The organism is Chitinophaga fulva (genome assembly GCF_012927205.1).
Classification (GTDB): Bacteria; Bacteroidota; Bacteroidia; order Chitinophagales; family Chitinophagaceae; genus Chitinophaga; species Chitinophaga fulva.
In genome coordinates this window covers 1,939,551-1,965,858 of sequence record NZ_JABBGC010000001.1, presented here as the reverse complement: position 1 = coordinate 1,965,858, position 26,308 = coordinate 1,939,551, and the positions used below count along the sequence as shown (strand labels likewise).

Genomic DNA, 26,308 nt, shown 5'->3' with positions numbered 1-26,308 from the left:
ATGATTGATTACGAAAGCCTTACCGCAAACATCGTGTCCGCACCTTTGCCATACCCAGCAATCACGCCTCCCTCCTGCTGCCGCAGTTCGCTATTCTCCTCAATATATTTCACCAGGTCTTCATTCTCCTGCCGGAATACGGAACAGGTGATGTAAATCAGTGAACCGCCTTTTTTCAGGAACGGTATAACGTTATGGGCTATACGCTTTTGTAACTGCTGATATTTGGTGATCTCTTCCCGTTTGAAGAAACTGACACTTTCAGGGGTACGTCCCCAGGTACCTGAACCACTGCATGGCGCATCGAGGATGATCCCGTCAAACCGTTGCTGCCCCATCGTTTCAGGGAAACGGTCGGCTGTAAGATCAGCCACACGCGCTTCGTAATTTTTGATGCCGGCAGCGGCAAAACGCTGCTGAAGGTTCTCGAGGATGGAACGCCGTACATCACTCACCAGCAATTGTACATTAGGTTGCTGGTCTTTCAGCAGGATGGATTTACCACCGCTGGCGGCGCAGCAGTCCCACCAACGCTGGTTGGGCGCCGGGTGGAATAAAGCGCCGGTCTGCTGACTGGAAGCGTCCTGTATTTCGTACCAGCTTTTTTCGGTCAGCAGTGTTTCTACTTTAGTACCGTTGGGCAAGGCCACGGTAGCGCTGTTCGCAAGCACCTCATAGGGCACGGCTGCTTCCTGCAGCAGCTTCAACACCTTGTCCATCCGGCCATTCCGTACACGGATAAACAGCCGTGGCTGTTGCAAAAAGGACAACCCGAAAGCGTCTGCGTCAATAGCTGGTGACAACTCATCCAGCAACGGAAAAATACGGGTAGCCGTTACTGGTAGTTTCAATAAAGCCGCTTTCTCTTCCACTGGCAGGGCGATCTGTTCATCCCATTCGGGCTTGAGTGCTTTCAGCAGATCGGTGGAAGTATGTTCACACAGGAAAGTACCAGCGATCAAACGCTCAGCTGTGGATAATTCCCGGGCCCAATCACCAAGACGGTAGTAATGATATACCAGCTGTGAAATCCAGCGCCGGTCGCGGCTTCCCATATAAGGGTGTTCCTTGAAAAAAGCTTTCAGGAAATGATGCAATGGCAGGCTGCCCTGATAGGCGCCGATAATCTTGGTAGCAGATGCTACATAATTCTCCCAACGGGTCATATACAAAGGTATCCTAAAAAAACGGGGCGAAGATTGCTCTTCGCCCCGCTATATTTTTTTAAAGCTGTTATTAGAGTTTCAGCAGCGCTTTCAGCGGATCTTTACCGAACAGCAGTTGTTCAGGATTTTCCAGCATTTCTTTCACTCGTACGAGGAAGCTTACAGACTCACGACCGTCGATGATACGGTGGTCGTAGCTCAGCGCGATGTACATCATCGGACGGATCACTACCTGACCATTAACAGCCATCGGGCGGTCCTGGATTTTGTGCATGCCCAGGATAGCGGATTGCGGAATGTTGATGATCGGCGTGCTCATCAGGGAGCCGAATACGCCACCGTTGGTGATGGTGAAAGTACCGCCGGTCATTTCAGGAATCGTCAGTTTGTTCTCACGCGCTTTGGTAGCCAGTTCCAGCACGGCTTTTTCGATGCCGGCCATGTCCAGGCTTTCTGCGTTACGGATCACTGGTACCACCAGGCCTTTAGGGGCAGATACTGCGATGGAGACATCACAGTAATCGTGGTATACCAGTTCTTCGCCATCGATATAGGCATTTACAGAAGGGAACTCCTGTAATGCGAAGCAGCATGCTTTGGTGAAGAAGCTCATAAAGCCCAGGTTCACCTCATGCTGTTTTTTGAAAATGTCTTTGTATTTAGCACGCAGCGCCATGATGTTGGTCATGTCTACCTCGTTAAAGGTAGTGAGCATAGCGGTGGTGTTTTTAGCTTCTACCAGGCGGCGGGAAACGGTTTTACGCAGGTTGCTCATTTTCTCGCGACGTTCATTGCGGGAGAACATTTCCTGGCCGATCGCTACGCCCGGGTTCTGCAGTGCAGCATATACATCATCTTTCATGATTTTGCCGTGAGCGCCGGAACCTTTGATGGTAGCCGGATCTACTTGTTTATCGGCAATCACTGCGGCCGCTACCGGCGTAGTGCGGATATCATTCGGGATGCTGGTCACCGGGGCCTGTTGAGCCTGTGGTGCCGCAGCTTTTGCTGGCTGTGCAGCCGGCGCAGCGGCTGGTGCGGCTTTACCTGCCGGACGCGGTGCGCTGGTATCTATTTTACAGGCTACATCGCCTATTTTTAAAGTATCACCTTCTTTGGCTACGAGGGTCAGTACACCGGCTTCTTCTGCGTTCAGTTCAAAAGTGGCCTTTTCTGATTCCAGTTCACACAGCACTTCATCTCTTTCCACATAGTCGCCTTCTTTTTTGGTCCACTTCACCAGGGTTACTTCGCTGATAGACTCACCTACTGTAGGCACTTTCATTTCAATGACCCCTTTGTTCACTGCCGGTGCTGCGGGAGCTTCAGCTGCTGCTGCCGGAGCGGCTGCAACCGGTGCTGCCGTTGCTGGTGCTGCCTCCTGTGCAGGTGCTGCTGCAGCGGTATCAATAGTACAAGCCACGTCACCAATCTTCAGCGTGGCTCCTTCCTGTGCTGCAATTTTCAGAATACCTGCTTTTTCTGCATTCAGTTCAAAGGTGGCCTTCTCTGATTCCATTTCACACAACACTTCATCCTGCTGCACATAATCTCCGTCTTTTTTCAACCACTTTGCAATTGTTACCTCGCTAATAGATTCTCCTACCGTAGGGACTTTGATTTCGATAACCATATTTTATCAGTTGATGGTGAACCAGTGTTTAGCTGCCGACAATCTTTGTCACTAAAGGCTAACAGCTGAACACTCGTTTCTGTTTATTGTTTGCTGTTTTAGTTAGATGTTAAAAGCTGTATCGATGATCTGCTGCTGCTCACGGGCATGCACTTTCGCATAGCCGGTAGCGGTAGACGCACTTGGATTACGGCTGATAACACCATAGTTGATCTGCTTCAGGTTCATTTGCAGATAAGCTGCAGCGCCCATGTTCAGCGGCTCTTCCTGTACCCAGAAGAAAGTAGCGCCTTTGTATTTCTGCGCAATCGCTTCCAGCTGTTTTACAGGCAGCGGGTACAACTGTTCCAGCCTTACAATGGCCACATCTTTACGGTCTTCCTTCACCTGTTTGTCGCTCAGGTCAAAATACATTTTACCAGTACAGAGCAACACTTTCTTCACCACGGAAGCATCTGTAATGAACGGATCGTCCAATACTTCTTTAAACCCGCCCTGGGTGAACTCTTCCATGGTGGAATAAGCACCGGTATGACGCAGGTTGGCTTTCGGTGAGAAGTTGATCAATGGTTTGCGGAACTGCCAGGTCAACTGACGACGCAGCGCGTGGAAGAAGTTAGCAGCAGTGGTAATGTTGGTGATCACCATGTTCTCTTCCGCACAGGTCTGCAGGAAACGCTCCGGACGGGCGTTGGAGTGGTCCGGGCCACCACCTTCATAACCATGAGGCAGCAACATCACCAGGCCATTCTGGGTTGTCCACTTCTGTTCAGCGCTGCTGATATACTGGTCAATGACAGTCTGCGCGCCGTTTACGAAGTCGCCATACTGCGCTTCCCAAAGTACCAGGGCGTTAGGGTTTGCCATGGCATAGCCATATTCAAAGCCCAGCACACCGTATTCGCTCAACAGGGAGTTGTATATTCTGAACTTGCCTTGTTTTTCGGCCAGCTCACTTAAACGGTTATACGTTTCGTTGGTATTTTCATCAAACAGTACAGCATGACGGTGGGAGAAAGTACCGCGTTTCACGTCTTCTCCGCTCATGCGTACATCTTTGCCTTCGATCAGCAGGCTGGCATAAGCCAACAGTTCACCGGTAGCCCAGTCAACCTTGCCTTCTTCCTGGTACAGTTTGATTTTGTCCTGCAACAATTTGCTCACTTTGCGCAGCGGCACAAAGTTTTCCGGCCATTTCATCAGGGCGTCAAACAGGCGTTTGAAGTCCTCTTCTTTGATGGCGGTAACCGGAGAGCTTTCAAAGTCCTGCGGAGTCGCTTTGCGCAGCGCTTGCCACCATTCTTCCGGCTTCTGGTTGGAATAAGGCAACGGATGTTGTTTTACTTCATCCAGACGGGCCTGCAGGTCACCCCAGAAGGCTGTCTCCATTTCTTTGGCCAGCGCCTGTGCATCGGATTCACCGTTGTTGAGCAGGTACTGGGTATATACTTCACGCGGATTCGGATGTTTATCGATCAGCGCATACAGGCTGGGTTGGGTGAATTTAGGCTCATCCCCTTCGTTGTGGCCATGTTTGCGGTAGCAAACCATGTCGATGTAGATGTCCTCGTTAAACTCCTGACGGTAGCGGGCAGCCAGCTGGGCTACTTTCACCACGGCTTCGGTGTCGTCACCATTCACGTGGAATACCGGCGCCTGCACGATGGAAGCAACGCTGGTACAGTAATCAGAAGAGCGGGCGTCATCAAAATCGGTGGTGAAACCGATCTGGTTGTTGATCACAAAATGAATGGTACCACCGGTGGAGTAACCTTTCAGCTTACTCATCTGCTCCACTTCGTATACGATACCCTGACCTGCCACGGCAGCATCGCCATGGATCAGGATAGGCAATATCTTATCATAGTCACTGTCATAAATCACATCTGCCTTGCTGCGGGAGAAACCGATCACGATCGGGTCTACCACTTCCAGGTGAGATGGGTTTGGCATCAGCTGCAGGTTCACCGTGTTGCCGGAAGGGGTACTTACCTGGGAACGGAAACCGAGGTGATATTTCACGTCGCCGCTGCCCATGGTCATATCCGGAACGGCCAGGCCTTCAAATTCATTGAAGATCTGCTCGTAGGTTTTACCCAGGATATTAGCCAGTACGTTCAAACGGCCGCGGTGTGCCATACCGATCACGGATTCTTTTACGCCGTATTCAGCTGCTACATTGATCATCGCGTCCAGCGCCGGGATAGTGGATTCGCCCCCTTCCAGGCCAAAACGTTTCTGACCGATATATTTGGTATGCAGGAATTTTTCAAAAATAACGCCCTGGTTCAGTTTCTGTAACACCCTGCGGCGTTGCTCCAGAGACATCGGCTGGGTCATGATGGTCTCAAATTCTTTCTCCAGCCATTTGGACCTGTCGCGGTCATTGATATAGGTATACTGAATACCAACGGAGCCAGCGTAGATCTTTTTCATGTGCGCCACAATCTCTTCCAGTGTAGCGTCTTTCAGTCCTACCACGATGCCTGCATAGAACCGGGTTTTGAGATCAGCATCTCCCAGTCCATAGCTGGCCAGATCGAGATTGGCCCTTCTGTCTTTTCTTTCGCGGATAGGGTTGGTTTTAGCAATGAGATGGCCCTTTTTGCGGTATGCCTGGATAAGGCGGTATACGCCCAGTTCCTTGGCTTGTTGATCACCACTCACCGGCATCGAGCCGCCGCCTGCTGCCGGAGCCGCACCTGCCGCTTTACCATTTGCGTTGGAAACCGCAAAATCAAATCCTTCAAAAAATTTCACCCAATCAGGGTCTACAGAATTGGGATCTTTGAGGAAATCCTGGTATAACGATTCAATGTAAGCAGGATGTGAGTTAGTGACAAATGAGAAGTCCTTCATTTACAACGAGTTTTGCTGATCTTCAGTTCAAATACTTTTCTGTTGGTGCCCGATATATTAATATATGGGATTGCAAATATCGCACGTTTTTTAATACAGAGGATGGAAAAAATGAGAAAATATCATATGATTTAGGTTGATTGTAAATATGATTCAATGCCTTACTTTTGTCCCCGGACGGAAAACTTGTTTTTTGTTTGTTTGGTATTTGGAATATCCTTACCTTTGCCGTCCGAAACTTGAAATTTGAAAAATGGCAAATCATAAAGCAACGAAAAAAGACGTACGTCAAAGCAGAAAGCGTAATGAGCGTAACCGTTACTACGGTAAAACTACTCGTAATGCCATCCGTGACCTGAAGGCGATAACTGACAAAGCGCAAGCTGAGAAAGAATTATCTGATGTGGCATCTATGATTGACAAGCTGGCTAAACGTAACGTTATCCACAAAAACAAAGCTGCAAATCTGAAAAGCAAGCTGGCTAAGAAAGTAGCTACCCTGGCTTAGTCCTTTCAGTAACAAATATTTACAGCTCTTCCTTACCCAAGGAAGGGCTTTTTGTTTTTCCTATCGCCTTCACATATATATTCTTCTTATGAGAAAGCTATTCACTATCATAGCCCTTATGCTGACAGAGGCCACTACACAGGCCCAACAATTTATCACCCGCTATGAAAAAACAGAGGGCCGCGAAACAGCTACCTATCCTGAAGTAATCCAATATTACCAGCAACTGACCGCCCGTTATCCACAACTATTGAAAATGATCACGGTTGGCACCACAGACGCCGGATTCCCCCTGCACCTGGTCATCTGCTCCCCCACGAAAGATTTTGACTTTAGCAGTCTCCACCGTAAAAATAAACGGGTCCTGCTGATCAATAATGGCATACACCCCGGCGAACCTGACGGAATAGACGCCTCCATGATGCTGCTCCGCGATATCGCACAGGGTAAAACCGAACTGCCGGACAACATTGTCCTGGCTGTTATCCCGGTTTATAATATCGGCGGCGCACTCAACCGTTCTCCTAATTATCGGGTCGATCAGAACGGTCCCGACGCCTTCGGCTCCCGCGGAAATGGCCAAAATCTCGACTTAAACCGCGATTTCATTAAAACTGACTCAAAAAACGCTCGAGCATTCCAGGAAATATACCATCTCACCGACCCGGATGTGTTTATTGATAACCACGTCAGCAATGGCGCCGATTATCAACATATCATCACCCTCCTCTCCACCCAGTACAACAAACTGGGCGGTCCCATGGGTGAATTTATGCACAACTCTTTCGAGCCAGGCCTGTATAAACTGATGAAAACGAAAGGATACGACCTGGTACCTTACGTAAACCACTTCGACGAGACTCCTGACAGCGGCTGGGTCGAATTCTCTGACCTCCCCCGCTACTCTTCCGGCTATACGACCCTCTTCCATACTTTCGGGTTTGTACCGGAAACACATATGCTCAAACCTTATCCACAGCGCGTAAAAGCTACCTACGCCCTGATGGAAGCCTTTATACAGTTCACCAGTGAGAACAGCGCCACCATCAAACAACTGCGCGACCAGACCAAACAAAGTGTCATTACACAAAAAAGCTTCCCCCTCTCGTGGAAGTTTGATATGAACAAATACAGCCTCATCACTTTCAAAGGTTTCGCTTCCGGCCATAAACCCAGTACCATCTCCGGCCTGCCACGTCTCTACTACGATCGCAGCAAACCTTATGAAAAGCAGATAAAATTCTATAACTACGCCAACGCGGAAAACTATGTAGATAAACCACAGGCGTACATCATCCCCCAGGGCTGGTGGGCCGTTATCGATCAACTGAAAAACAACCACGTACAGATGCGTCGGCTGCAAAAAGACACCACCATCTACGTGGAAGTGTATCATATCGGCGATTTCAAAACATATCCAAAGCCATACGAGAAACACTATCTCCATACAGACATCAAAGTCACCAGTACCAAAGATTCCATTCACTTCCGCAGTGGCGACTACTACATTCCCATGAACCAAACGGCCAACCGCTTCCTCATGGAAACACTGGAGCCTACCGGCGGCGACTCTTTCTTCGCCTGGAATTTCTTTGATGCGGTCCTCGGCCAGAAAGAAGGTTATTCACCCTACGTCTTTGAAGATACCGGCGCTGAATACCTGAAAAATCATCCCGAACTGCAAACATTGCTGGACAAGAAAAAAGCAACGGATACCGTTTTTGCCAACAACGCCAGCGCACAACTGAATTTTGTCTATAAAAACTCACCCTATGCGGAGCCGGAATACATGCGGTATCCTGTGTACAGGGTGTTGTAATTAACATAAAGTTTATTCAAAGGCGGAGATACAGCATGCTGTATCTCCGCTTTTTATTTTTCAAAAAATGCTGGTGACGTAGTACTTATTGCAGGACATCCCGTTTAAAGCTTGATATTGTTAACCACAACCAACCAGACATTTGTTAACCATAAAATGTATTAATAAAAAACATCATCCAAATTGGTCAGACAGTGTCTGACCAATTATAAAAAATTGAAATTCAAATAGATAGTTATTTAATTACACATTATTTTCTATACAAATTAATATTATATGAATTGGTCAGTCAGTGACTGACCAATTCATATAATATTAATTTGTATAGGATACTCCCAACCATTATTACCAATATTGTTAAACCCAACCCACATGAAATTCAAACAATTGTTAGCCTCTATTCAGACGACGCATAACCATTTCCAGGAAGTAGCAGCCAAGGCAATTAACCGCTCCCTCACTATCCGTAACTGGATAATGGGATATTACATCTTTGAATATGAACAAAAGGGAGAAGACAGAGCTAAATACGGTGAGCGGTTACTTACAGAAATCGCTCAAAAATTACCTGATTTAAAACTGTCGATAACTAGTTTAAAGTTATGCCGGCAGTTTTATTTGTATTACCCTCAAATACTGGAAATAGCAAAAGAAGAATTAAGAAAAAATAACATGCGAATTGGTCAGACAGTGTCTGACCAATTCCTACTAATTGATAAACAGCAACATGAAATAAATTCAAATACAAATAAAAACATCTATATATTATCGACACATTTGCAACTGCCCGCGGAAAGGCTTATTAATAATTTATCTTTTTCACATATTGTTACATTATTAATTCTGGATAACCCATTAAAACGTGTATTCTACGAACATGAATGTATTAAGGGCAATTGGGGCGTACGGGAATTAAAAAGACAAATTAACTCCTTCTATTTTGAACGAATGGGACTAAGCGAAGACCCCGAAAAACTATCACGTATCATTCAGCAAACAACCACACAAACAGTTACTCCGGCAGATTTCATCAAAAATGAATATACGTTTGAATTCCTGGGTATTGCCGATAGACTGGCCGTTGGAGAAACAGCCCTTCAGCAACAATTGCTTGATCATTTACAGGAATTTCTGTTGGAAATGGGCCATGGCTTCTGTTTGGAAGGGCGGCAAAAAAAGATATTAATTGGACGGGAATATTTTTTCATAGATCTGCTTTTCTATCACCGCATATTAAAATGTCACATTCTGGTAGAACTAAAACTGGATACCTTCAGGCACGCAGACGTAGGTCAATTAAACACCTATTTGCAATATTACAAAGCAGAAATGATGCAACCCGGAGACAACCAGCCCATAGGTATCCTGTTGGTTGCTGACAAAGACGCAGCCCTTGTCAAATATGCCACTGCCGGACTTGACATTGACCTCTTCGTTTCAAAATACAGCATTGCCCTCCCTACGCAGGAAAGCCTTGAGAAATTTATTGTCGATGAGTTGAGAAGATATGAAGGTTAAACCCGCTCCAACACGATCATCGTATGCTGCTCTCCATAAAAGTGATTGTAAAGTAATACCCTGTTAATGGTAGCTGGTAGCGCTTTCAGCATCGGAAACCACTGTGCCGGTATCTGCTGTGTATGTAAAACCTGTGCAGCCAGCCACATACCAAAAGCGCCGGCAGTGTCATGTTCACCGCTAAGATGTTTGAATGACAGTTGGGGTATACCGGGAAACAGTGTATCTGCCTGCTGGTAAAAATGTTCATAACGACTGTCACCATTGCGACCGGTCAACACCAGGTCAATACCTTCTTTAAACTCCGCCAAACCTTCAGCCAACTTGGCTGCTGTGGGTTTGTACAGCATTCTGAAACCGGTTATAACGGCTTTGCTATTTGGGGTAGGCGTTCCTGTTAATACAAAAAAAGTAGCGCCTTCTCCGGCGATACTGCCGGGTGACAGCTGATCGTAAAGCTGGCGGCTGTCTGTAGGCGTCGGCTTCCAGAAACCGATACGGCTCTTGATGTAGAAATGTTCCGCGGTCATTTCTTCCAAAGCGCCTGTAAGCGTGTTAGGCGCCCCTTCTGCCAGCAGCATCATGCTGTCCAGCAAAGCGTTTTCAAAAGAAAAACCGCGGTGCACAAAAGTATTGTTGTAAGCGGTACCCTTTACCTGGAGGGCAATGAGACCGTTGACAGAATTATAAGTTGATTGAATAAAAGGTGTGGGATTCAAAGCTGTTTCCTTGTACTGCTCTATCTCCCGGATGAATTTTTCGGTGTCCTGGAGACTGCCTTTACCCGTGCCGGTCACAATAGGACCAATAGCTTCCACGCCGCTGTCCCGGATGCTTTGCAACGCGGTGGTCAATCCCATTTTCAACAGTCGCGTCATGCGGCGCAGGCTGTTAGCGGGAATAAACGGCTTGTAATCAGGTTCCATACAGGTAAGCAGGTTACTGTCCGTATGCACCAGCGGCGCAGAGAAAACATCCCCCTCAAAAGTAGCTTGCGGGGAAATAGCCGCCATTCCTTGTATGTAACACTTAACCTTCATATTTGCTGATCACCAGGGAGGCGTTGTTACCTCCGAAGCCGAATGAGTTTGAAATGACATTGTTCACGGAAACGCCTTCCATCAATTCCGTTACCGGAGAGATGTTCAGCTCTTCCATTTTTTCCTTGAAATTGAGATTAGGGAATATTAATCCCTGTTGAATAGCCAATACAGCGTAGATGGCTTCTATGGCGCCTGCTGCGGCCAATGTGTGGCCGGTAAAGGGTTTGGTGGAACTGAACAACGGTACGTTGTTGCCGAACAACCGCTCCAGCGCCTTACCTTCTGACACATCGTTGTTGAGCGTGGCGGTGCCATGCACATTGATATAATCCACGTCCTCCAGCGTTCTGCCACTCATGGCCAATGCGGCTTTCATGGCCTCATAGGCGCCGTCGCCATCCGGTGAGGGGGACGTAGGGTGGAATGCTTCGTTGGCATTGCAGTATCCGGTGAATTCTGCCAGTATACGGCTGTTGTTGGCCCTGGCAAATGACTCGCTTTCCAGTACGAGGTAAGCGGCGCCTTCGCCCAGATTCAGACCGGTACGTTGTTGATCAAACGGCCGGCAGAATTGTTTGTCCACGTTCTTCAGGGAGTTGAAACCGTTCAGGGTAAAACGGGTCAGCGCTTCCGTACCTCCGCAAACCATACGGGGCAGAAAACCCTGCCTGATCATACGGGCGCCAAACATCAGTGCATTGGCCGATGAAGAACAGGCAGTGCTGATAGTAGCGATATGCTCACTGAAACCTACTGTGTCGGCTATACGTTGCGTACAGTCTGCACAGTCAAGCGTGTCAATATATTGCAGGAAAGTGCCGCTTTTGGCGGGATCAACAATATCAAAATAAACCTTTTCGGTATCACACATGCCGCCTACCGTACTGGCATTGATAAAGCCGGTAGGGGCTGTCTGTACGTCTGTAATACCGGCCTGCTGCAACGCTTCCCGCATAGCGGTCAGTCCCAGCAGGGTCGTACGCGTATATCCTTCGTGGGAAGTGATGCCGGCAAGGGAAAACAAAGCATCGTTACTATGCTTCACTTCCGCTACCGGCAACACCTGTTTGTATATGGTATCGATATAACTGGTATAACCCAGACCGCTGCGTTGTTGCCGCAATTGTTCCAGGTTCTCAGCCACATTATCACCTATGGCGGTGATCATTCCCATCCCTGTTATAAACACTCTTTCCGCCATGTCAGCTTCTTACTTATGCTGGCTGTTTGGATTGGATAAAGTCGGCCATGGATTGCACTGACTGCAGGATCTTACGTCCTTCGCGGGGATCTTCCACTTTGATATGATATTGTCTCTCCAGCAACACCATCAGCTCCAGGGAGTCAATGCTGTCCAGACCCAGCCCTTCACCAAATAAAGGGGCGTTGTCGTCAATATCTTCCGGTTTGGTATCCTGCAGATTTAATGCTTCAATGATCTGCGCTTTGAGTTTGCTTTTTAAATCTTCCATAATAAAGTTGTAGGTTTATCCCCGGCTGTACACGGAGATTCCCTTTGTGGGGAGTAAAAATACAGTTTTACTGTTGTTTAGAAAATAGTTTATCAGTTCATTCTTCGTTTTTCGACAAATCCGGCCACTGCCAGCATAACCCCGCCAGTCAACACAAGACGCAATACATTCTTCCACACATATCCGATATCGCCGTTACGCAGGTAAATATCATTGATGGCGTCCAATCCCCAGCTAAGCGGCGATAAATGGCCAATCACCTGCATATTGGCAGGCATCACTTCCAGCGGTATCCAGATGCCTCCAATGGCGGACAGGATCACAATGGAAATAGCGCCAAAGTTCAGGGCCTGGTTGGGTGTTTTAAAAAGCGTGCCGATCAGTATACCATAGGCCGTGGCAGCCAGTCCTATCGCGCCGGCTACCAGCAGCGTGGCGCCCTGGTCGTGCCCCATCACCAGCTTTGGCAGGTCCAGCAAAGGCATGGCATAGATACCCACCAGCATCATCAGGTAAAACTGTAACAGGCAGATACCCACGAAAAACAACATCTTTCCCGCCAGAATCAACAGATAAGAACCGGGTATCAGCTTCATTCTCAACAGGCTGCCGTCTTCCCGCTCCCGGATCATATTACCGGCAATAGGAATGACGATAAAAAACATCGCAAAAATGCTCCAGGCCGGCACGTTATGCTGCACGGAGTTAGACACCACGTCCAGTTGTTTGCTGGTGCCGGTGGCATGCTCCTTCAGTCCCACTGCCTGCAAACGGATGGGCAGCGTGTCATTGGGTGTTGCCGTTGTATCTTTGCGGCGCAACTGTTGCTGTATACGACCCAGCAGCATATCTGTTTCCACCTGCGTCAGGAAATTGTCCAACGCCTGATGAATAGCACCTTTAAAAGCCTTTTTGGCCGCCGGATCAAAATAGATGACCACATTCAGGGAGTCTGCCCCTTTTTTCACCGGCAGGGACACGCTCATGCCCATCCGTTGTGTGATATCATTCACGATCCGGTTCGCATTGCTGACAATCGCTGCTGTGGAACCTGCCGGCACAATGATGCTGATTTTATAATGTCCATTATTGACCAGCTCACGGGCCTGTTGCTCAGTGACGGGATGCCCGTCCAGCGTATCGATAATATTGAACTGCCCGCCGGATGCCAGCCCTTCCCGGATATATTTGCCCAAACGCCCATGGTCATTGTCTACCGTCAATATATCAAACTTCACATCCTGGTAGTCCTTAAAAGGCGCGTCCTGTATCAGGGCCATCACGGTGATGAGTACCACCGGCATCACAAACAGCAGCGTAAGCCCCATTTTGTCGCGCACCAGCAGCTGCCATTCTTTTCTTATGGTAGCCAGTAATCTAAGCATAGCTTTCTTTCATTTTGTTAATCCCGCAACGCATGCCCGGTATAGTGTAAAAAAACATCTTCCAGGTTGCGGCACTCCGGCAGCTCATCGATCAACGATTCGGGTTGGCCCTGAAGTATCATTCTGCCCTCGTCCATGATGGCCACTTCATCACAAAGTGACTGCGCTTCTTCCAGCAGGTGGGAGGTATACAGGATACTGGCGCCCTGCTCGTTGTAACTGCGCAGGAATTGCAGGATCATGCTACGTGACTGTACGTCCACCCCTGCGGTAGGCTCGTCCAGTATCAGCAAGTCGGGTTCATGCAGGATAGCGGCGATGATGTTCGCACGACGTTTCATGCCCCCTGAATATTTATGAATTTCTTTGTGTGCGCTCTTCTCCAGGCCAAACACTTCGAGATAATGCATGATCTTTTCATACAGCGCTTTGCCCTTAAGCCCGTACAGATTACCGAAATATGTCAGGTTTTCCACTGCCGACAGCTGCGGATAAAGGGCTATCTGTTGCGGCACAATACCGATGATTTTTTTGATCTGTTCGCGGTGGGCAGCGTTCTGCGGCAGGCTATGTATCATCACATCCCCGCCATCCGCCTGCACAAGGCCGCACAGAATGGAGATCGTGGTCGTTTTACCGGCGCCGTTAGGGCCCAGCAGCCCACCTATTTTCCCTTCAGGAAAGGCGAACGTCAATCCTTTAAGCGTGGCTTCTGCCGCGCCTTTGTAGGTTTTGCGCAATTCCTTTACTGCTATACTTGCCATATCCTATTGGGCTATTGGATTATTTGGCTATTTTTTTATTTGATTTACGGATTTGGGAATTTTTTGATTTTGGAATTTAATGCGCGAAGAAAGACATAACATATATCTCCGGATTGTTTTAAATCTCTAAATCCAAAAATTCCCAAATCCGTAAATCAAATAAAAAAATAGCCCAATATCTAAATTTCTAAATTTTCGACAGTTTTTTGAAAAAGGCTTCTTCTGTTGCTGCACATTGCATCAGCATCTCGCTCAGCTCCTTATAGGACACATTATCGGCTGATCTGCTTTTACACACCCTGCCGGCAGCGAACGCAAAATTACGCCAGAGGTCTCCGGCCTGCGTCAGTTCCGTAGCCAGGCGGCTCAGCTCCGGCTTATTCAGCAGTACGGCAGATTCCTGCAGGAACGCGGCATATACAAAACGGAAGCCAGCGCCACCGGTACCGATCTCCTCCTGCATCCGGATGATATTGCCCAGATACAGCGCAGATTTGCGCTCTCCTACTTTCTGCGGATAGTCCTTTACGCGGTTGGCCAGAAAACGGATACCCTTTACCCCAAACATCGGGATCGGTATCTTCAGCATATAATGACAGGTTTGTGCGATCCCTTCTTTAATTGGTTTTTCGAAAGATGCTTTTCCGGGGACGTGTACCGGGTAGTACATTTTTCCTTTGGGAGCTGGAAATCCTTTGGCAAAGCGGGCTTGTACCAGGCTGTCGGGATCTATTTCGGTAACGGTGTCCATCACCGGATCACTCACCAGGTACTGGTCCTCCCGTTTGCCATATACCACCAGGTTATGTGCATTGAAGTGAAAACGGTAGGAAGGTGGAAAATAAGGCAGGTAATAAACGCTGGAAAGCAGCCCTACAGGCGTACCGTCGGCAATTACCTGGTCCAGCGCCGCCATTCCTTTTTCGGGGGAGGAAAACTTGGCAGTCTCCATTTTTACGCCTAGCCGCTTACAGACCCGTTGAAAAATGGCGCCCGGCCAGATACGGTAGGTCGTGCCCGGCACACCGTTGACTTTCACAAACGGCAGGTGCCCGAAAAAGAGACCGGCACCAATGCCAAATGCCATCGGCTCACTGATCTTCAGGCCATGGTGCCCCAGCAGATTGGAGATCACGCCACTTTCACAGTGGGCTGTCTGCGTATGACGAAATTGATGGTTGTTCATAATTGTTGCATGTTCACGCAAAGCCACAAAGCAACAAGCAGCAAAGATCATTCAACATAATTTCCTTTGCTGCTTGTTGCCTTGCTTCTTTATGTGATAGTATTATTTTATGTGCAGTAAATCTTCTTTACTGATCTTAAATGCATCTGCATAGCGCTGCAGCATTTTATCGCTCAGACCCCGGAATACGGCCGGTTTCATATGCCGCTTCACCTGCCACTGGAATTTCCCTACGTAATTGGCCAACAGGGCCAGGTCCATCAGGTTCTTTTCCATGTAGTAGGCGACAGGGCTGATTTCGCCGGACTGTACCAGTACTTTGGCTGCTGCCACTTTCTCGTTTACTTCATCCCAGGCCTGTGTGAGGGCTATGTTCTCCGGTTCCCACCCTGAACTCTGCACCTGTACATAATTCCCGGTGTTATCTACCGCATACATAATCTGTTTGAATGTGCCTTCGTGCAGGTTATCACTATCCTGTGGCACTTCGTCTTTTTTCATGACTGCAGTTTTAGAAGTGAATGCCTATACAACGGTGATGTGTGCATAAGCATAGGAAAAACGTGCGCTTTCAGGTACCATCATCACCACCTTCTGTCCTTTTTTGAAGCGGCCGGCGTTCATCAGCTCTTCCAGCATCAGATAAGGGGAAGCGGTACCTACGTTGCCTACCCAGGCCAGGTTGGTGAACCATTTTTCCAGTGGAATAGGAACACCGAGGCGGGTAATTTCTTCGTCGATCTTTAAACGGAAAAATTCAGAAGATAAATGTGGCAGGAAGAAGTCAATTTCATCGAGGTTGATGTTGTGTCTTTCTACCAGTTCTTTCCACATCTGCGCGCCGGAAGGCACTATATTTTTACCCAACAGGCGGGTATCTTGTTTGAAAGAGAATACACTGTGTTGTGCCCACTCATCAGGGGTCATATCAATCCAGCCTTTGGTGCTGCCGTCCGGATTTTTGATAGAACCGGCATACATGCAGGTTTCCAGGTCGTTGGCATAAGACAGGATTTCCACCCAGTCTACGCGCAGTGACAGGCCTTCTTCGTTAGGCTTGTCCTGGAAAAGGGCGGCGCTGGCGCCGTCAGACAACATCCAGCGGAGGAAGTCTTTTTCGAAAGCGATGATCGGATTTTCATCCAGCGCTTTCAGGTTCTCTGCTTCGGGCTGGAATTTCTGTGCGAGCATCCAGGCAGAGAATTTTTCAGAGCCGGTGCTTACCGCGTTGGCAGTGTTACCGCAACGGATAGACATCCAGGCATATTTGAAAGCCTGCATACCCGCTGCGCATGCGCCGGTAGCAGCGATCAGTTCCACAGGCTGGCATTTCAGCAGGCCGTGTACCATCGCGGCATGATTAGGCAGCAGCTGGTCGGGCGAGGTAGTGCCGCAGGCCAGTAATTGTAATTTGTTGATGGGGAATTTTTCATCAAACAATGCGCTGACAGCGTTGGCGGTCATCTCAGCGTTGGAATGAGTGGAATTGCCGTCTTTATCCAGGGAATAATACCGGTTTTTGATTTTGTTGTTGCCCAAAATCTTCAACCTGGCACGGGAAGGTCTTCCGTCTACCATGCCAAGGATGCTTTCCATCTCTTCATTTTCAACAGGCTTGTTGGGTAAGAATTTAGATAGCCTGGTAATATAAACTTCCTTCATTTGAAAATAATTCGTCTTTTAAGGCCGCATGCAATCCCATAGTGACAACCGTTATTGGCCAGCCTTTCTGCGGTGATAAACATGTTTGGTTTTGTATACTTTTTAAGCGGACGTAAATATATAACTCTAAACGGAATTACAATTATCAAGCCACCCGCTGATATTTCGGTACCGGCGAAAGGTTAACGCAAAGTAACTCCTTTGTAATAATCTACCTCCCGTTTCAACTCGTTCCGTTTCAGGTTAAGTTTGATGAACGAAGAAATCAGTGTGATCGGTGTTAACACAAAAATACCCACCAGCAGCAATGACCGGTACATCGTTACCCTGCCCTGACGAGCTTCAGCACCGGGTCCTCCTTTGGCGCTGATGAATTTGGCCCAGAAACGGAAAGCACTGATACCATTGTTTTCCAGCAGTACGAGGTTAGGCAGCAATTCTACCGCGTCCAGCGACATCAGTTGCGGATGCAGGTCCTGCCATTTCCGTGTTTCCAGCGCCGTAGCGATAGGGCCGGCAAAACGGTTGGAAGTGATGATCTCATTTTCCTGTACACCTGCCTGCGGCAAGAAACGGGTAGCTTCTTTTTTTCCTTTGAAAGCCCAGCGCAAAATAGTGATCAGTGACACCAGGTTCGGTGATTTATCTACCAGCACAATATTTCCCACCAGGTTGGCTCCCATCCTGTGCAGGTATCCTTTTACTCTTTCCTGCGCATTGAGCCACATGTTGCGGCTGCCCAACAGCGTGATCACCTGCTTGCCTTTCAACAGGCGGGCGGCTGCTTCACTTTGCAGGAAAGCGGCTGTCGGCTGTGAAGGAGACAGGAACCACGGCTGATAAGCCAGCAGTACCAGGTCAAAGTGCGCGTTCAAGTCCACCTCAAGTGGCCGTATACCGCGGGGCGTGTCCTGTACTGTTTCCGGCATTGTATCGTAAAACTGCTGCTTCCCCCATGGAAAAGGAAAAGGCTGTACAGGAACCAGCTCTTCGTATGTAATATCCACACTATTTGCCAGTGGCGCCAACACATGATCAATAATCCTTTTTAATTGGCCTGTCTGGGTATAGTATACCACCAGGACCTTCGGTCTTTCGTTCATAAAAGGAATAGGAGTTCAACAATTCAAACTGTAAACATACAAAAAAGGAGTATTATTTATGTCATTTAATAATAATTTGACAGATGTAAGGCAGCGCTTTGGGGTGGGGTGGCATTCTCAGTTGGCTTGTGCCCCAGCCAGATACTGCCTCAGCCGGCTTGTTATTGCTGCGGCAGTATCTGGGCAAAAGGACTTTAGATTTTTTTGAAAATCAATGTAAATAACAGCAAAACTGCTCTCGATATGATTTTTGAAATGTTAAAAATTTGTAAATATTATCTGGCTATATCTTCCTGACAGAGCCAGAACCCGCTACAGAACTGGATACATTGGGATTTCCCTTATACTTCACATCACCGGACCCGGCAATTTTTGCTTCCAGTTTTACGCTCGCATGCACCGAGGCATCACCACTGCCGGCAATTTTTACTTCTGCCTCTTCAGACAGCAGGTTGTCACCCTCATAATCGCCGCTACCGGCAATAGATACCCGAACCGCTTTTGTTTCTCCCTGCAGGTTCATATTACCGGAACCGGCAATGGAAGCTTTTACTTCCGGCGCGTTGATGGTGCCATTCAGGTTACCGGAACCAGACAGGCTGATTTTCATCTCCTCTTTGCTGTTAAACTTGTCTACCAGCTTTATATCACCGGAGCCGGCCAGCGCTACTTCATCCACATCCGGCGTGGTCAGGTACACATTTACGCCCTTGCGCGTGGAAATATTGGCATCATGGCGGAAACGCACTTTCAGCCGGCCGTCTTCATTCACCAGCTCCACCAGCGGCGCAATATTATCTTCCGCTTCTATCACGGCCTTTTTAGCTTCCCCCTGGGAAAGGAATACGTTCATGCTGCCTTCTACCTTGATTTTATGAAATGAAGGGGCGTCTCTTTCTTCTTTAATAACATTGCCGCTACCTTTTACGCGGTTCTGACCAATACAGGCGCTGAAAAGGCCTGCTATAGACAGGGCTACAGTCATGCAGCACAGGGTGATTTTGGTTTGCATAAGTTTAGATTATAAAAAGAAAGATACAACTAGATTTTCTATTTTCTATTTTCAGAATCCGAAATTGAAGGAAGGACTTTATCTTTGCACCACCATGACAGAAAAGATACTTATCCTCGATTTCGGTTCCCAGTACACACAGCTGATCGCGCGCAGCATCCGGGAACTGAATGTTTATTGCGAAATTAAACCTTGTCTCCAGCCAATTGCCTGGGACGATTCCATCAAAGGCGTTATTTTGTCCGGCAGTCCTTTCTCCGTAAACGACGAGAAAGCGCCCACCCTCGACATCGCTGCCATTGCCGCCAAAGTACCGGTACTTGGTATCTGCTACGGCGCCCAGCTGATGGCCAAAAACTTCGGCGGTGAAGTTGCCAAAAGCAACATCCGCGAATATGGCCGCGCTTTTATGGAGCACAATGACAAAGAGGAAAAATTATTATACGACATCTCCGGCAAAAGCCAGGTTTGGATGAGCCACTCCGATACCATCAAACGTATCCCGGAAAGCTTCCAGATCATCGCTACCACCGAAAATATCCCGGTAGCCGCCTTCAAAAGCACTACCCTCGCTGCTAATCCGATCTTCGGCCTGCAGTTCCACCCGGAAGTGACCCACTCCCTGGAAGGTAAACAGATCCTCCGCAACTTCCTGGTACACATCTGTAACTGCCAGCAGGACTGGACCCCGGCTGCCTTTGTGCACGAAACCATCGAAAAAATCAAAGCCCAGGTAGGCGATAAAAGAGTGGTAATGGCCCTCAGCGGCGGTGTAGACTCTACCGTGGCCGCTGAACTGATCCACAAAGCTATCGGCAAAAACCTCTTCTGTATCTTTGTAGACAACGGCCTGTTACGTAAAAATGAATACGAAACAGTTCTGGAGTCTTACAAACATATGGGCCTCAATGTAAAAGGTGTCAACGCGAAAGACATGTTTTACGGCCAGCTCGACGGTGTTACTGACCCGGAGAAAAAACGTAAAATCATCGGCCGCCTCTTCATCGAGGTATTCCAGCATGAGTCAGCACAACTGACAGACATCTCCTTCCTCGGACAAGGTACTATCTACCCGGATGTGATCGAATCCGTATCTGTAAACGGTCCTTCTGTTACCATCAAATCCCACCACAACGTGGGCGGGCTGCCGGAAAAAATGAACATGCAGCTGGTAGAGCCCCTGCGTTTCCTGTTTAAAGACGAAGTTCGCCGCGTAGGCCGCGAAATCGGTATCAGCGAAGTATTCCTCGGACGTCATCCGTTCCCGGGACCAGGCCTCGCTATCCGTATCCTCGGCGCTATCTCCCCGGATAAAGTGGCGATGCTCCAGGAAGCTGACGCTATCTATGTGGAAGGACTGCGTGAAGCCGGTCTCTATGATAAAGTATGGCAGGCAGGTGCCATCCTCCTCCCCGTACAAAGCGTGGGCGTAATGGGCGATGAACGTACCTACGAATTTACCGTAGCCCTCAGGGCAGTGACGTCTACCGATGGTATGACCGCCGATTGGGCACACCTGCCTTACGAATTCCTGGCTAAAATGTCCAACGACATCATCAACCGGGTAAAAGGCATCAACCGCGTGGTATACGACATCAGCTCCAAACCACCTGCTACGATCGAATGGGAATAATGCTTCCCTGAAAAATACCAAGAGCAAAGGTTCCGGAGACATATTAAATCTCTTGGCACCTTTGCTCTCTTATTTTACATTGCATGCAATCCCCGGAATGATTTTTGTAAATTAGCGCCCATTATGAACCAATTGATATCTGTTAAAAACCTGCTGGCCGGATTGGCTCTGTCGGTACTGTTCACAGCCTGCTCTTCCTCCAGAAAGAGCACCAGCCGTGTTGACGGTCCCCCACCCACCCTGAGCAAGCCCACGCCGGAAAAGAAACCGGAAAACAAAAACGAAACTGCCAAAGCAGCCCCCTTCAACGTACCGGCCTTCGCCCGGGAAGTGAAGAAACCTACTTATAACATCGCGCTCTTTGCCCCACTGTTCCTCGATTCCGCATTTGCCAACTCCAACGATATTCCCGGCCGTACCATGCCCCGCTATGTAATGGCCGGCCTTGAATTTTATGAAGGCGCCCAACTGGCGCTGGACAGCCTCCAACAACTGGGGTATAACCTGAAAGTCAATGTGTACGACACTAAAGGCCGTCAAAGCATTGCCTCTCTCATCAACAGCAAAGCCCTCGACGCCACCGACCTCATCATCGGTTCGTTCAGCAACCCGGAACTGAAGGAAGCAAGCGACTTTGCCAAAAAGAAAGAGATCAACCTCGTATCCGGCATCCTGCCCAATGATGCTGGCATCAGCGACAATCCTTTCCTGTTCATTTCCAACAGCACCCTGAAAACACACTGCGAAGCCATCCATAACTACGTACAGGAGGCTTTCTCCAATAAAAATATTGTACTGCTCCGTCGGAACACGCCTTTTGAAAACCGCCTCGCGGCCGATTTTAAAGGCTCCTACGACAAAATGAACAGCCCGAAAAAAACCAGGATACGCGAAGCCATCTGGAACGAAGGCACCACCCCGGAAGAGCTTTCCAAATACCTGCTTACTGACCGGCCCAACATCGTGATCGTTACTGCGCTCGATGAAGCCGGCGCTAAAAGCATCCTGCGCAAACTCGCCACAGCCAATGCTACCTACCCGATGCAGATATTCGGTATGCCTACCTGGGACGTACTGAAGCTGAAAGAGCCTGAATTCAAAAGCCTGCAGGTGTTCTACTCTTCTCCTTACTTTAACGACAAATCAGACTCCTACAGCCGCTACCTGAGCGACTATTTCCGGAGAACATACAAAGCACGACCTTCCGATATGGCGTATAAAGGTTTTGAGAACACCTTCTATTTTGTACGACTGCTGCACAACAACGGCGTGTATTTCAACGGTGCGGTGGAATCATCCCCCTCCGTCATCACCCGCTTTAATTTCCAGCCGGTGTATATCCGCGATGGTGAACAAACACCTTCCTACTTCGAAAACAAAAACATCTTCATCATCCAGAAAGGCGACAGCGCGGATGTGAAAATGAACCAATAAACGCTTTTACAGCTGTCCATGAGATAGCTTGTTGAGTCGAACACGGCCATGGCAGCAGCCATGGCCTTTTTTTGTATATTCATGAATATGGAGCTGCTTCAATTTACAGACAAAGGCATCTGGTGCGCAGCAGGCGATTTTTATATCGATCCCTGGAAACCCGTACAGCGCGCGGTGATTACACATGCGCATTCCGATCACGCACGCTGGGGCAACCAGTTCTACCTCTGCGAACAGGCCAGTGTTCCGCTGCTCAAACTAAGGCTGGGCCCTGACATCAAGGTACAAGGCATCGCCTATGGGGAAAACATCTATTTTAACGGCGTCAGGCTCTCGTTGCATCCTGCCGGCCACATGATCGGCTCAGCACAGGTAAGAGTGGAACTGAACGGGGAAGTGTGGGTGGCCAGCGGAGATTATAAGCTGGAATCCGATGGCATCGCTGTGCCGTTTGAACCGGTACGCTGCCATACCTTCATCACGGAATCTACTTTCGGCCTGCCTATTTACCGCTGGGAACCGCAACAGCAGCTATTCTCCCGTATCACCAACTGGATATACGAAAATCAGCAGGCCGGCAAAGCGTCAGTGATCACCGCTTACAGTCTCGGTAAAGCCCAACGGCTGCTCCTCCACCTGCAGGATAAAGTGACCCGCATGATGGGCCACGGCGCTATTACCAACGTAAACGACCTGTTGATAGCACAAGGTTATCCATTACCCCATATCGAAAAAATAACGCCTGACACACCTAAAGCGGCCTTTAAAAATGCGGTTATTATCGCTCCGCCTTCGGCGGATGATTCGGCCTGGATGCGCCGCTTCAACCCTTACTCACTGGGCGTGTGCAGCGGCTGGATGCAGGTAAGGGGACATATGCGCAGACGTAATGCCGACGCGGGTTTTGCATTATCCGATCATGCTGACTGGAATGGGCTGTTGGAAGCGGTGGCCGCCACCGGCGCCACCCGCGTATATGCCACCCATGGCTTCAGCAGCGTATTTGCCCGCTACCTCAGCGAAAAAGGCCTCGACGCCAGGGAAGTAAGCACCGCCTATGGCGACGAGGAAACTATTACTAACCCGGAAACATAATACCGTGCAACAGTTCGCCCAACTCGTCAAAGTGCTGAGCAACAGCACCAAAACCAACGAAAAACTGGACGCACTAAGCCAGTATTTCGCCACCGCCCCGGATAAAGACAAAACCTGGGTGCTGGCACTGTTCTCCGGCCGCAGACCTAAACGTACGGTCAACAGCACCCAGCTGAAAACATGGTGCATACAGGCCACCGGACTGCCCGAATGGCTGTTCAATGAATGTTACCTCACCGTAGGCGACCTCGCCGAAACCATCGCCCTCCTGCTTCCGCCACGTGCCCACCCGGCCAGTCATCCGCTACATTACTGGCTGCAGCAACTGCAACAGCTGGAGAAAGCCACGGAACCAGAGAAACAGGCCTTCATCCTGCAAACCTGGGACGCGCTGGATGATGGTGAACGTTTTGTCTTCAATAAACTGATCACCGGCGGTTTCCGCATCGGCGTGTCACAGAAAATGATGGTCAACGCACTCGCCAAAACCTACGATATCCCTCCCGCTACACTGTCGCACATGATCAGCGGTACCTGGGACCCCGGTGCCGTGACCATAGAAGCCCTCCTGCACCAAAGCACCAGCGGCGCCGATGCCTCACGCCCCTATCCTTTCTACCTCGCATATGCCCTGGAAGAAGCCCCCGCCAGCCTCGGCCCCATCGAAGCCTGGCAGGCGGAATGGAAATGGGACGGCATCCGCGGACAAATCATCAAAAGAGAAGGACAACTGTTTGTATGGTCACGCGGCGAAGAACTCATCACCGATAAATTCCCTGAATTCACTCCACTGACAAACACCCTCCCCGACGGCACCGTGATAGATGGCGAAATCCTCACCTATGCCGATGGAAAACCATTGCCGTTTCAGACATTACAAACACGCATCGGCAGAAAGAACGTCACCCGCAAACAGCTGCAGGAAGCGCCTGTGGCTTTTCTCAGCTACGATCTACTGGAATGGGAAGGCACGGATATCCGGGAAAAACCATTGATAGAAAGAAGATCGTTGCTGACACAGCTCATCCACCTGCAACAACAACCGGCACTGTTACTGTCGCCGGAAGTAACCGCTGCCTCATGGGATGAACTTACACAGATACGCGAACGGTCACGCGAACAAATCAGCGAAGGACTGATGCTGAAAAAAAGAAGCGCCCCCTACCAGGTAGGCCGCAAGCGGGGCGACTGGTGGAAATGGAAAATAGATCCGTATACTATCGATGCGGTGATGATATATGCACAGAAAGGACATGGGCGCCGGTCCAACCTTTACACCGATTATACCTTCGCCGTGAAAGATGGCGATCAGCTGGTACCCTTTACCAAGGCCTATTCCGGCCTCACCGATAAGGAAATCGCGGAAGTGGACAACTGGATCAAACGGCATTCCCTGGAGAAATTCGGACCGGTAAGAACGGTGGAACCGCAATTGGTATTTGAAATTGCTTTTGAAGGCATTGCCGCCTCCAACCGTCACAAATCAGGCGTGGCCCTGCGTTTCCCCCGTATCAGCAGATGGAGGCAGGATAAACCTGTGGCTGAAATCAATACGCTCGATGATCTGAAAACGCTATTGCGGCAAAGCGGCGGGCAGGAAGTGTGAGCGCTATCAGGAAGGTACTTCTATCAGTTGTCCCTTTACCACAGATGACTCCCGCCACCAGAAACGACACAGCTGCAATATAGCTCCGATGGCAATTAGTGCCAGTACCACCAGGCCTGCAGCATAACTGTTCCATTGATGGGCGACAGCCAGTTGCATCATCAGTCCCACCAACGATAATCCCAGTCCGCCTCCCATGGCATTGCAAGTGCCGTTGATGCCAGAAGCCAGCCCGTGCTGCGTTTCCGGGACCACCTGTATGGCCAGGATCGTGATGGCAGGAAAAGTGATCGACATCCCCAATGAGTTGATGCATAACACCGCCAGTAGCATAAACGGCAGATGCCATGCGGTGAAATAACTCAGCGCAAAAAACAGGATACCGCCCAACATGAAGCAGCTGCCCGTAATGCCGGTACGCGTTACGCCCAGCCGGTGAAATAAATGAGGAAGCACATATTTGGATATCAATCCGGATAAGATACTAAAGGGAAACAGTAACAGTCCCGCCTGCGAAGAACTGAAGCCCAGCTCTTCCTGCAGATACAACGTCAATAGAAAAACGTACGGCAGGAAAGTACTGCCCAGCAAAGTGGCGCCGATATTACCAGTCACCACTCCCTTTAACCGGAACAGATCAAAGTCCACTAACGGTGACGCATGCACGCGCTCTCTTCTGACGAAATAAATACCCGCCGCCACCAACGATACCAGTAATAACCCGAAACCTGCCGGATGCGCTGCAATATGGCCCAGGTCATGTATCAGCCAGGCCGATAGCATCAGCAGTATAGTAATCAATATGCCGCTCAGCAGGTTGCTGTCCCGTTGCCGCTCCGGCTGCTGGTCACGCGGGATAAACCGGAACGCCAGCACAATAGCAGCACCGATAACCGGCACGTTGATAAAGAAAACCCACTGCCATCCCATCCAGGCGCTGATCAGGCCGCCGATGGCCAATCCCGTGGCGAAGCCGATGCCCGCCATAGCCCCAAAGATGCCAAAGGCCCTGTTCTTCTCCACCGGTTCTGTAAAGGTGTGACTGATGATAGCCATAGCCGCAGGTATGGCCAATGCAACGCCCAAACCTTGTAGCGCACGGAAGCCCAACAACCACGCAAAGGACATGGAAAAGCCCGCCCCCAGCGACGCCAGTACAAACAGGATAGCGCCGGTAATAAACATTTTCCTTCTTCCTATGGTATCTGACAGCCGGCCTCCCAACAATACAAACCCCGCATAAAATAATACGTATACTGTTTGTACCCACTGAATGGCGTCGGGCCCAAAATGGAAATACTGCTGCATGCCTGGTAAAGCCATGTTTAACACAGACACGTCGAGCGCTTCAAAAAATATTGCCATGCAGGCCACTGTCAGAATAATTCGTTTCTCCATAGTCCCATTTTC

Annotated in this window: 21 protein-coding genes; 7 read left to right on the top strand and 14 right to left on the bottom strand. The window is 49.1% G+C overall.

Annotation, left to right across the window (positions count from 1 at the left end; translation table 11 throughout):
- Positions 1 to 8 precede the first annotated feature (8 nt).
- The 3 genes from HHL17_RS08210 to HHL17_RS08200 all read right to left on the bottom strand — a co-directional run bounded on the left by HHL17_RS08210 (position 9) and on the right by HHL17_RS08200 (position 5,658).
- Positions 9 to 1,166 (bottom strand): RsmB/NOP family class I SAM-dependent RNA methyltransferase, encoded by a 1,158-nt coding sequence (locus HHL17_RS08210; RefSeq protein ID WP_169224253.1) that lies wholly within the window; start codon positions 1,164 to 1,166, stop codon positions 9 to 11.
- A 70-nt stretch (positions 1,167 to 1,236) separates the two neighbouring features.
- A complete protein-coding gene (odhB, locus tag HHL17_RS08205; protein WP_169224252.1) occupies positions 1,237 to 2,799 on the bottom strand; it encodes a 2-oxoglutarate dehydrogenase complex dihydrolipoyllysine-residue succinyltransferase in 1,563 nt (520 codons plus the stop codon).
- A gap of 102 nt (positions 2,800 to 2,901) precedes the next feature.
- Positions 2,902 to 5,658 carry a 2-oxoglutarate dehydrogenase E1 component gene (locus HHL17_RS08200; protein ID WP_169224251.1) on the bottom strand — a complete coding sequence of 919 codons (2,757 nt, stop codon included), beginning with the start codon at positions 5,656 to 5,658 and terminating at the stop codon, positions 2,902 to 2,904.
- 253 nt (positions 5,659 to 5,911) lie between these two features.
- Between HHL17_RS08200 and rpsT the strand changes: the two genes are divergently transcribed.
- The 3 genes from rpsT to HHL17_RS08185 all read left to right on the top strand — a co-directional run bounded on the left by rpsT (position 5,912) and on the right by HHL17_RS08185 (position 9,503).
- Positions 5,912 to 6,166 carry a 30S ribosomal protein S20 gene (gene rpsT / locus HHL17_RS08195; protein WP_169224250.1) on the top strand — a complete coding sequence of 85 codons (255 nt, stop codon included), beginning with the start codon at positions 5,912 to 5,914 and terminating at the stop codon, positions 6,164 to 6,166.
- Between the two features lie 88 nt (positions 6,167 to 6,254).
- Positions 6,255 to 7,985 (top strand): M14 family metallopeptidase, encoded by a 1,731-nt coding sequence (locus HHL17_RS08190; protein ID WP_169224249.1) that lies wholly within the window; start codon positions 6,255 to 6,257, stop codon positions 7,983 to 7,985.
- 372 nt (positions 7,986 to 8,357) lie between these two features.
- A complete protein-coding gene (locus HHL17_RS08185) occupies positions 8,358 to 9,503 on the top strand; it encodes a PDDEXK nuclease domain-containing protein (RefSeq protein ID WP_169224248.1) in 1,146 nt (381 codons plus the stop codon).
- Here HHL17_RS08185 and HHL17_RS08180 read toward each other — a convergent pair.
- From HHL17_RS08180 to HHL17_RS08135, 10 genes are all read right to left on the bottom strand, one after another.
- On the bottom strand, positions 9,500 to 10,516 hold the full coding sequence (locus HHL17_RS08180) for a beta-ketoacyl synthase chain length factor (protein ID WP_169224247.1): 1,017 nt from the start codon (positions 10,514 to 10,516) through the stop codon (positions 9,500 to 9,502). The two genes, HHL17_RS08185 and HHL17_RS08180, sit on opposite strands and share 4 nt — an antisense overlap.
- 16 nt (positions 10,517 to 10,532) lie before the next feature.
- Positions 10,533 to 11,747 carry a beta-ketoacyl-[acyl-carrier-protein] synthase family protein gene (locus tag HHL17_RS08175; protein ID WP_169224246.1) on the bottom strand — a complete coding sequence of 405 codons (1,215 nt, stop codon included), beginning with the start codon at positions 11,745 to 11,747 and terminating at the stop codon, positions 10,533 to 10,535.
- A gap of 13 nt (positions 11,748 to 11,760) precedes the next feature.
- On the bottom strand, positions 11,761 to 12,018 hold the full coding sequence (locus HHL17_RS08170) for a phosphopantetheine-binding protein (RefSeq protein ID WP_168810432.1): 258 nt from the start codon (positions 12,016 to 12,018) through the stop codon (positions 11,761 to 11,763).
- Positions 12,019 to 12,110: 92 nt separating this feature from the next.
- Positions 12,111 to 13,403, bottom strand: coding sequence for an ABC transporter permease (locus tag HHL17_RS08165; protein ID WP_169224245.1), 1,293 nt, complete (start codon positions 13,401 to 13,403; stop codon positions 12,111 to 12,113).
- 17 nt (positions 13,404 to 13,420) lie between these two features.
- Positions 13,421 to 14,167 (bottom strand): ABC transporter ATP-binding protein, encoded by a 747-nt coding sequence (locus HHL17_RS08160; RefSeq protein ID WP_169224244.1) that lies wholly within the window; start codon positions 14,165 to 14,167, stop codon positions 13,421 to 13,423.
- Positions 14,168 to 14,354: 187 nt separating this feature from the next.
- The gene (locus tag HHL17_RS08155; protein ID WP_169224243.1) at positions 14,355 to 15,353 is read right to left on the bottom strand and encodes a BtrH N-terminal domain-containing protein; all 999 of its coding nucleotides are present in this window, start codon (positions 15,351 to 15,353) and stop codon (positions 14,355 to 14,357) included.
- 102 nt (positions 15,354 to 15,455) lie between these two features.
- Positions 15,456 to 15,854 carry a hypothetical protein gene (locus HHL17_RS08150; RefSeq protein ID WP_169224242.1) on the bottom strand — a complete coding sequence of 133 codons (399 nt, stop codon included), beginning with the start codon at positions 15,852 to 15,854 and terminating at the stop codon, positions 15,456 to 15,458.
- Between the two features lie 24 nt (positions 15,855 to 15,878).
- Positions 15,879 to 17,015, bottom strand: a complete 1,137-nt coding sequence (locus tag HHL17_RS08145; protein ID WP_169224241.1) for a beta-ketoacyl-ACP synthase III — start codon at positions 17,013 to 17,015, stop codon at positions 15,879 to 15,881.
- A gap of 182 nt (positions 17,016 to 17,197) precedes the next feature.
- The gene (locus HHL17_RS08140) at positions 17,198 to 18,118 is read right to left on the bottom strand and encodes a dialkylrecorsinol condensing enzyme (RefSeq protein WP_169224240.1); all 921 of its coding nucleotides are present in this window, start codon (positions 18,116 to 18,118) and stop codon (positions 17,198 to 17,200) included.
- A gap of 283 nt (positions 18,119 to 18,401) precedes the next feature.
- Positions 18,402 to 19,130: a head GIN domain-containing protein gene (locus tag HHL17_RS08135; protein WP_169224239.1), complete on the bottom strand. Its 729-nt coding sequence runs from the start codon at positions 19,128 to 19,130 to the stop codon at positions 18,402 to 18,404.
- Positions 19,131 to 19,224: 94 nt separating this feature from the next.
- Here HHL17_RS08135 and guaA point away from each other — a divergent pair, with 94 nt between their 5' ends.
- The 4 genes from guaA (at position 19,225) to HHL17_RS08115 (ending at position 24,898) form a co-directional block, all read left to right on the top strand.
- A complete protein-coding gene (guaA, locus tag HHL17_RS08130; RefSeq protein ID WP_169224238.1) occupies positions 19,225 to 20,763 on the top strand; it encodes a glutamine-hydrolyzing GMP synthase in 1,539 nt (512 codons plus the stop codon).
- A gap of 123 nt (positions 20,764 to 20,886) precedes the next feature.
- Positions 20,887 to 22,197, top strand: a complete 1,311-nt coding sequence (locus HHL17_RS08125) for an ABC transporter substrate-binding protein (protein ID WP_169224237.1) — start codon at positions 20,887 to 20,889, stop codon at positions 22,195 to 22,197.
- Positions 22,198 to 22,284: 87 nt separating this feature from the next.
- Positions 22,285 to 23,292 (top strand): ligase-associated DNA damage response exonuclease, encoded by a 1,008-nt coding sequence (locus tag HHL17_RS08120; protein WP_169224236.1) that lies wholly within the window; start codon positions 22,285 to 22,287, stop codon positions 23,290 to 23,292.
- A 4-nt stretch (positions 23,293 to 23,296) separates the two neighbouring features.
- Positions 23,297 to 24,898 (top strand): ATP-dependent DNA ligase, encoded by a 1,602-nt coding sequence (locus tag HHL17_RS08115; RefSeq protein ID WP_169224235.1) that lies wholly within the window; start codon positions 23,297 to 23,299, stop codon positions 24,896 to 24,898.
- 6 nt (positions 24,899 to 24,904) lie between these two features.
- On the opposite strand, the gene HHL17_RS08110 is transcribed toward HHL17_RS08115, so the two are convergent.
- A complete protein-coding gene (locus HHL17_RS08110) occupies positions 24,905 to 26,296 on the bottom strand; it encodes an MFS transporter (RefSeq protein ID WP_169224234.1) in 1,392 nt (463 codons plus the stop codon).
- Positions 26,297 to 26,308: the final 12 nt, after the last annotated feature.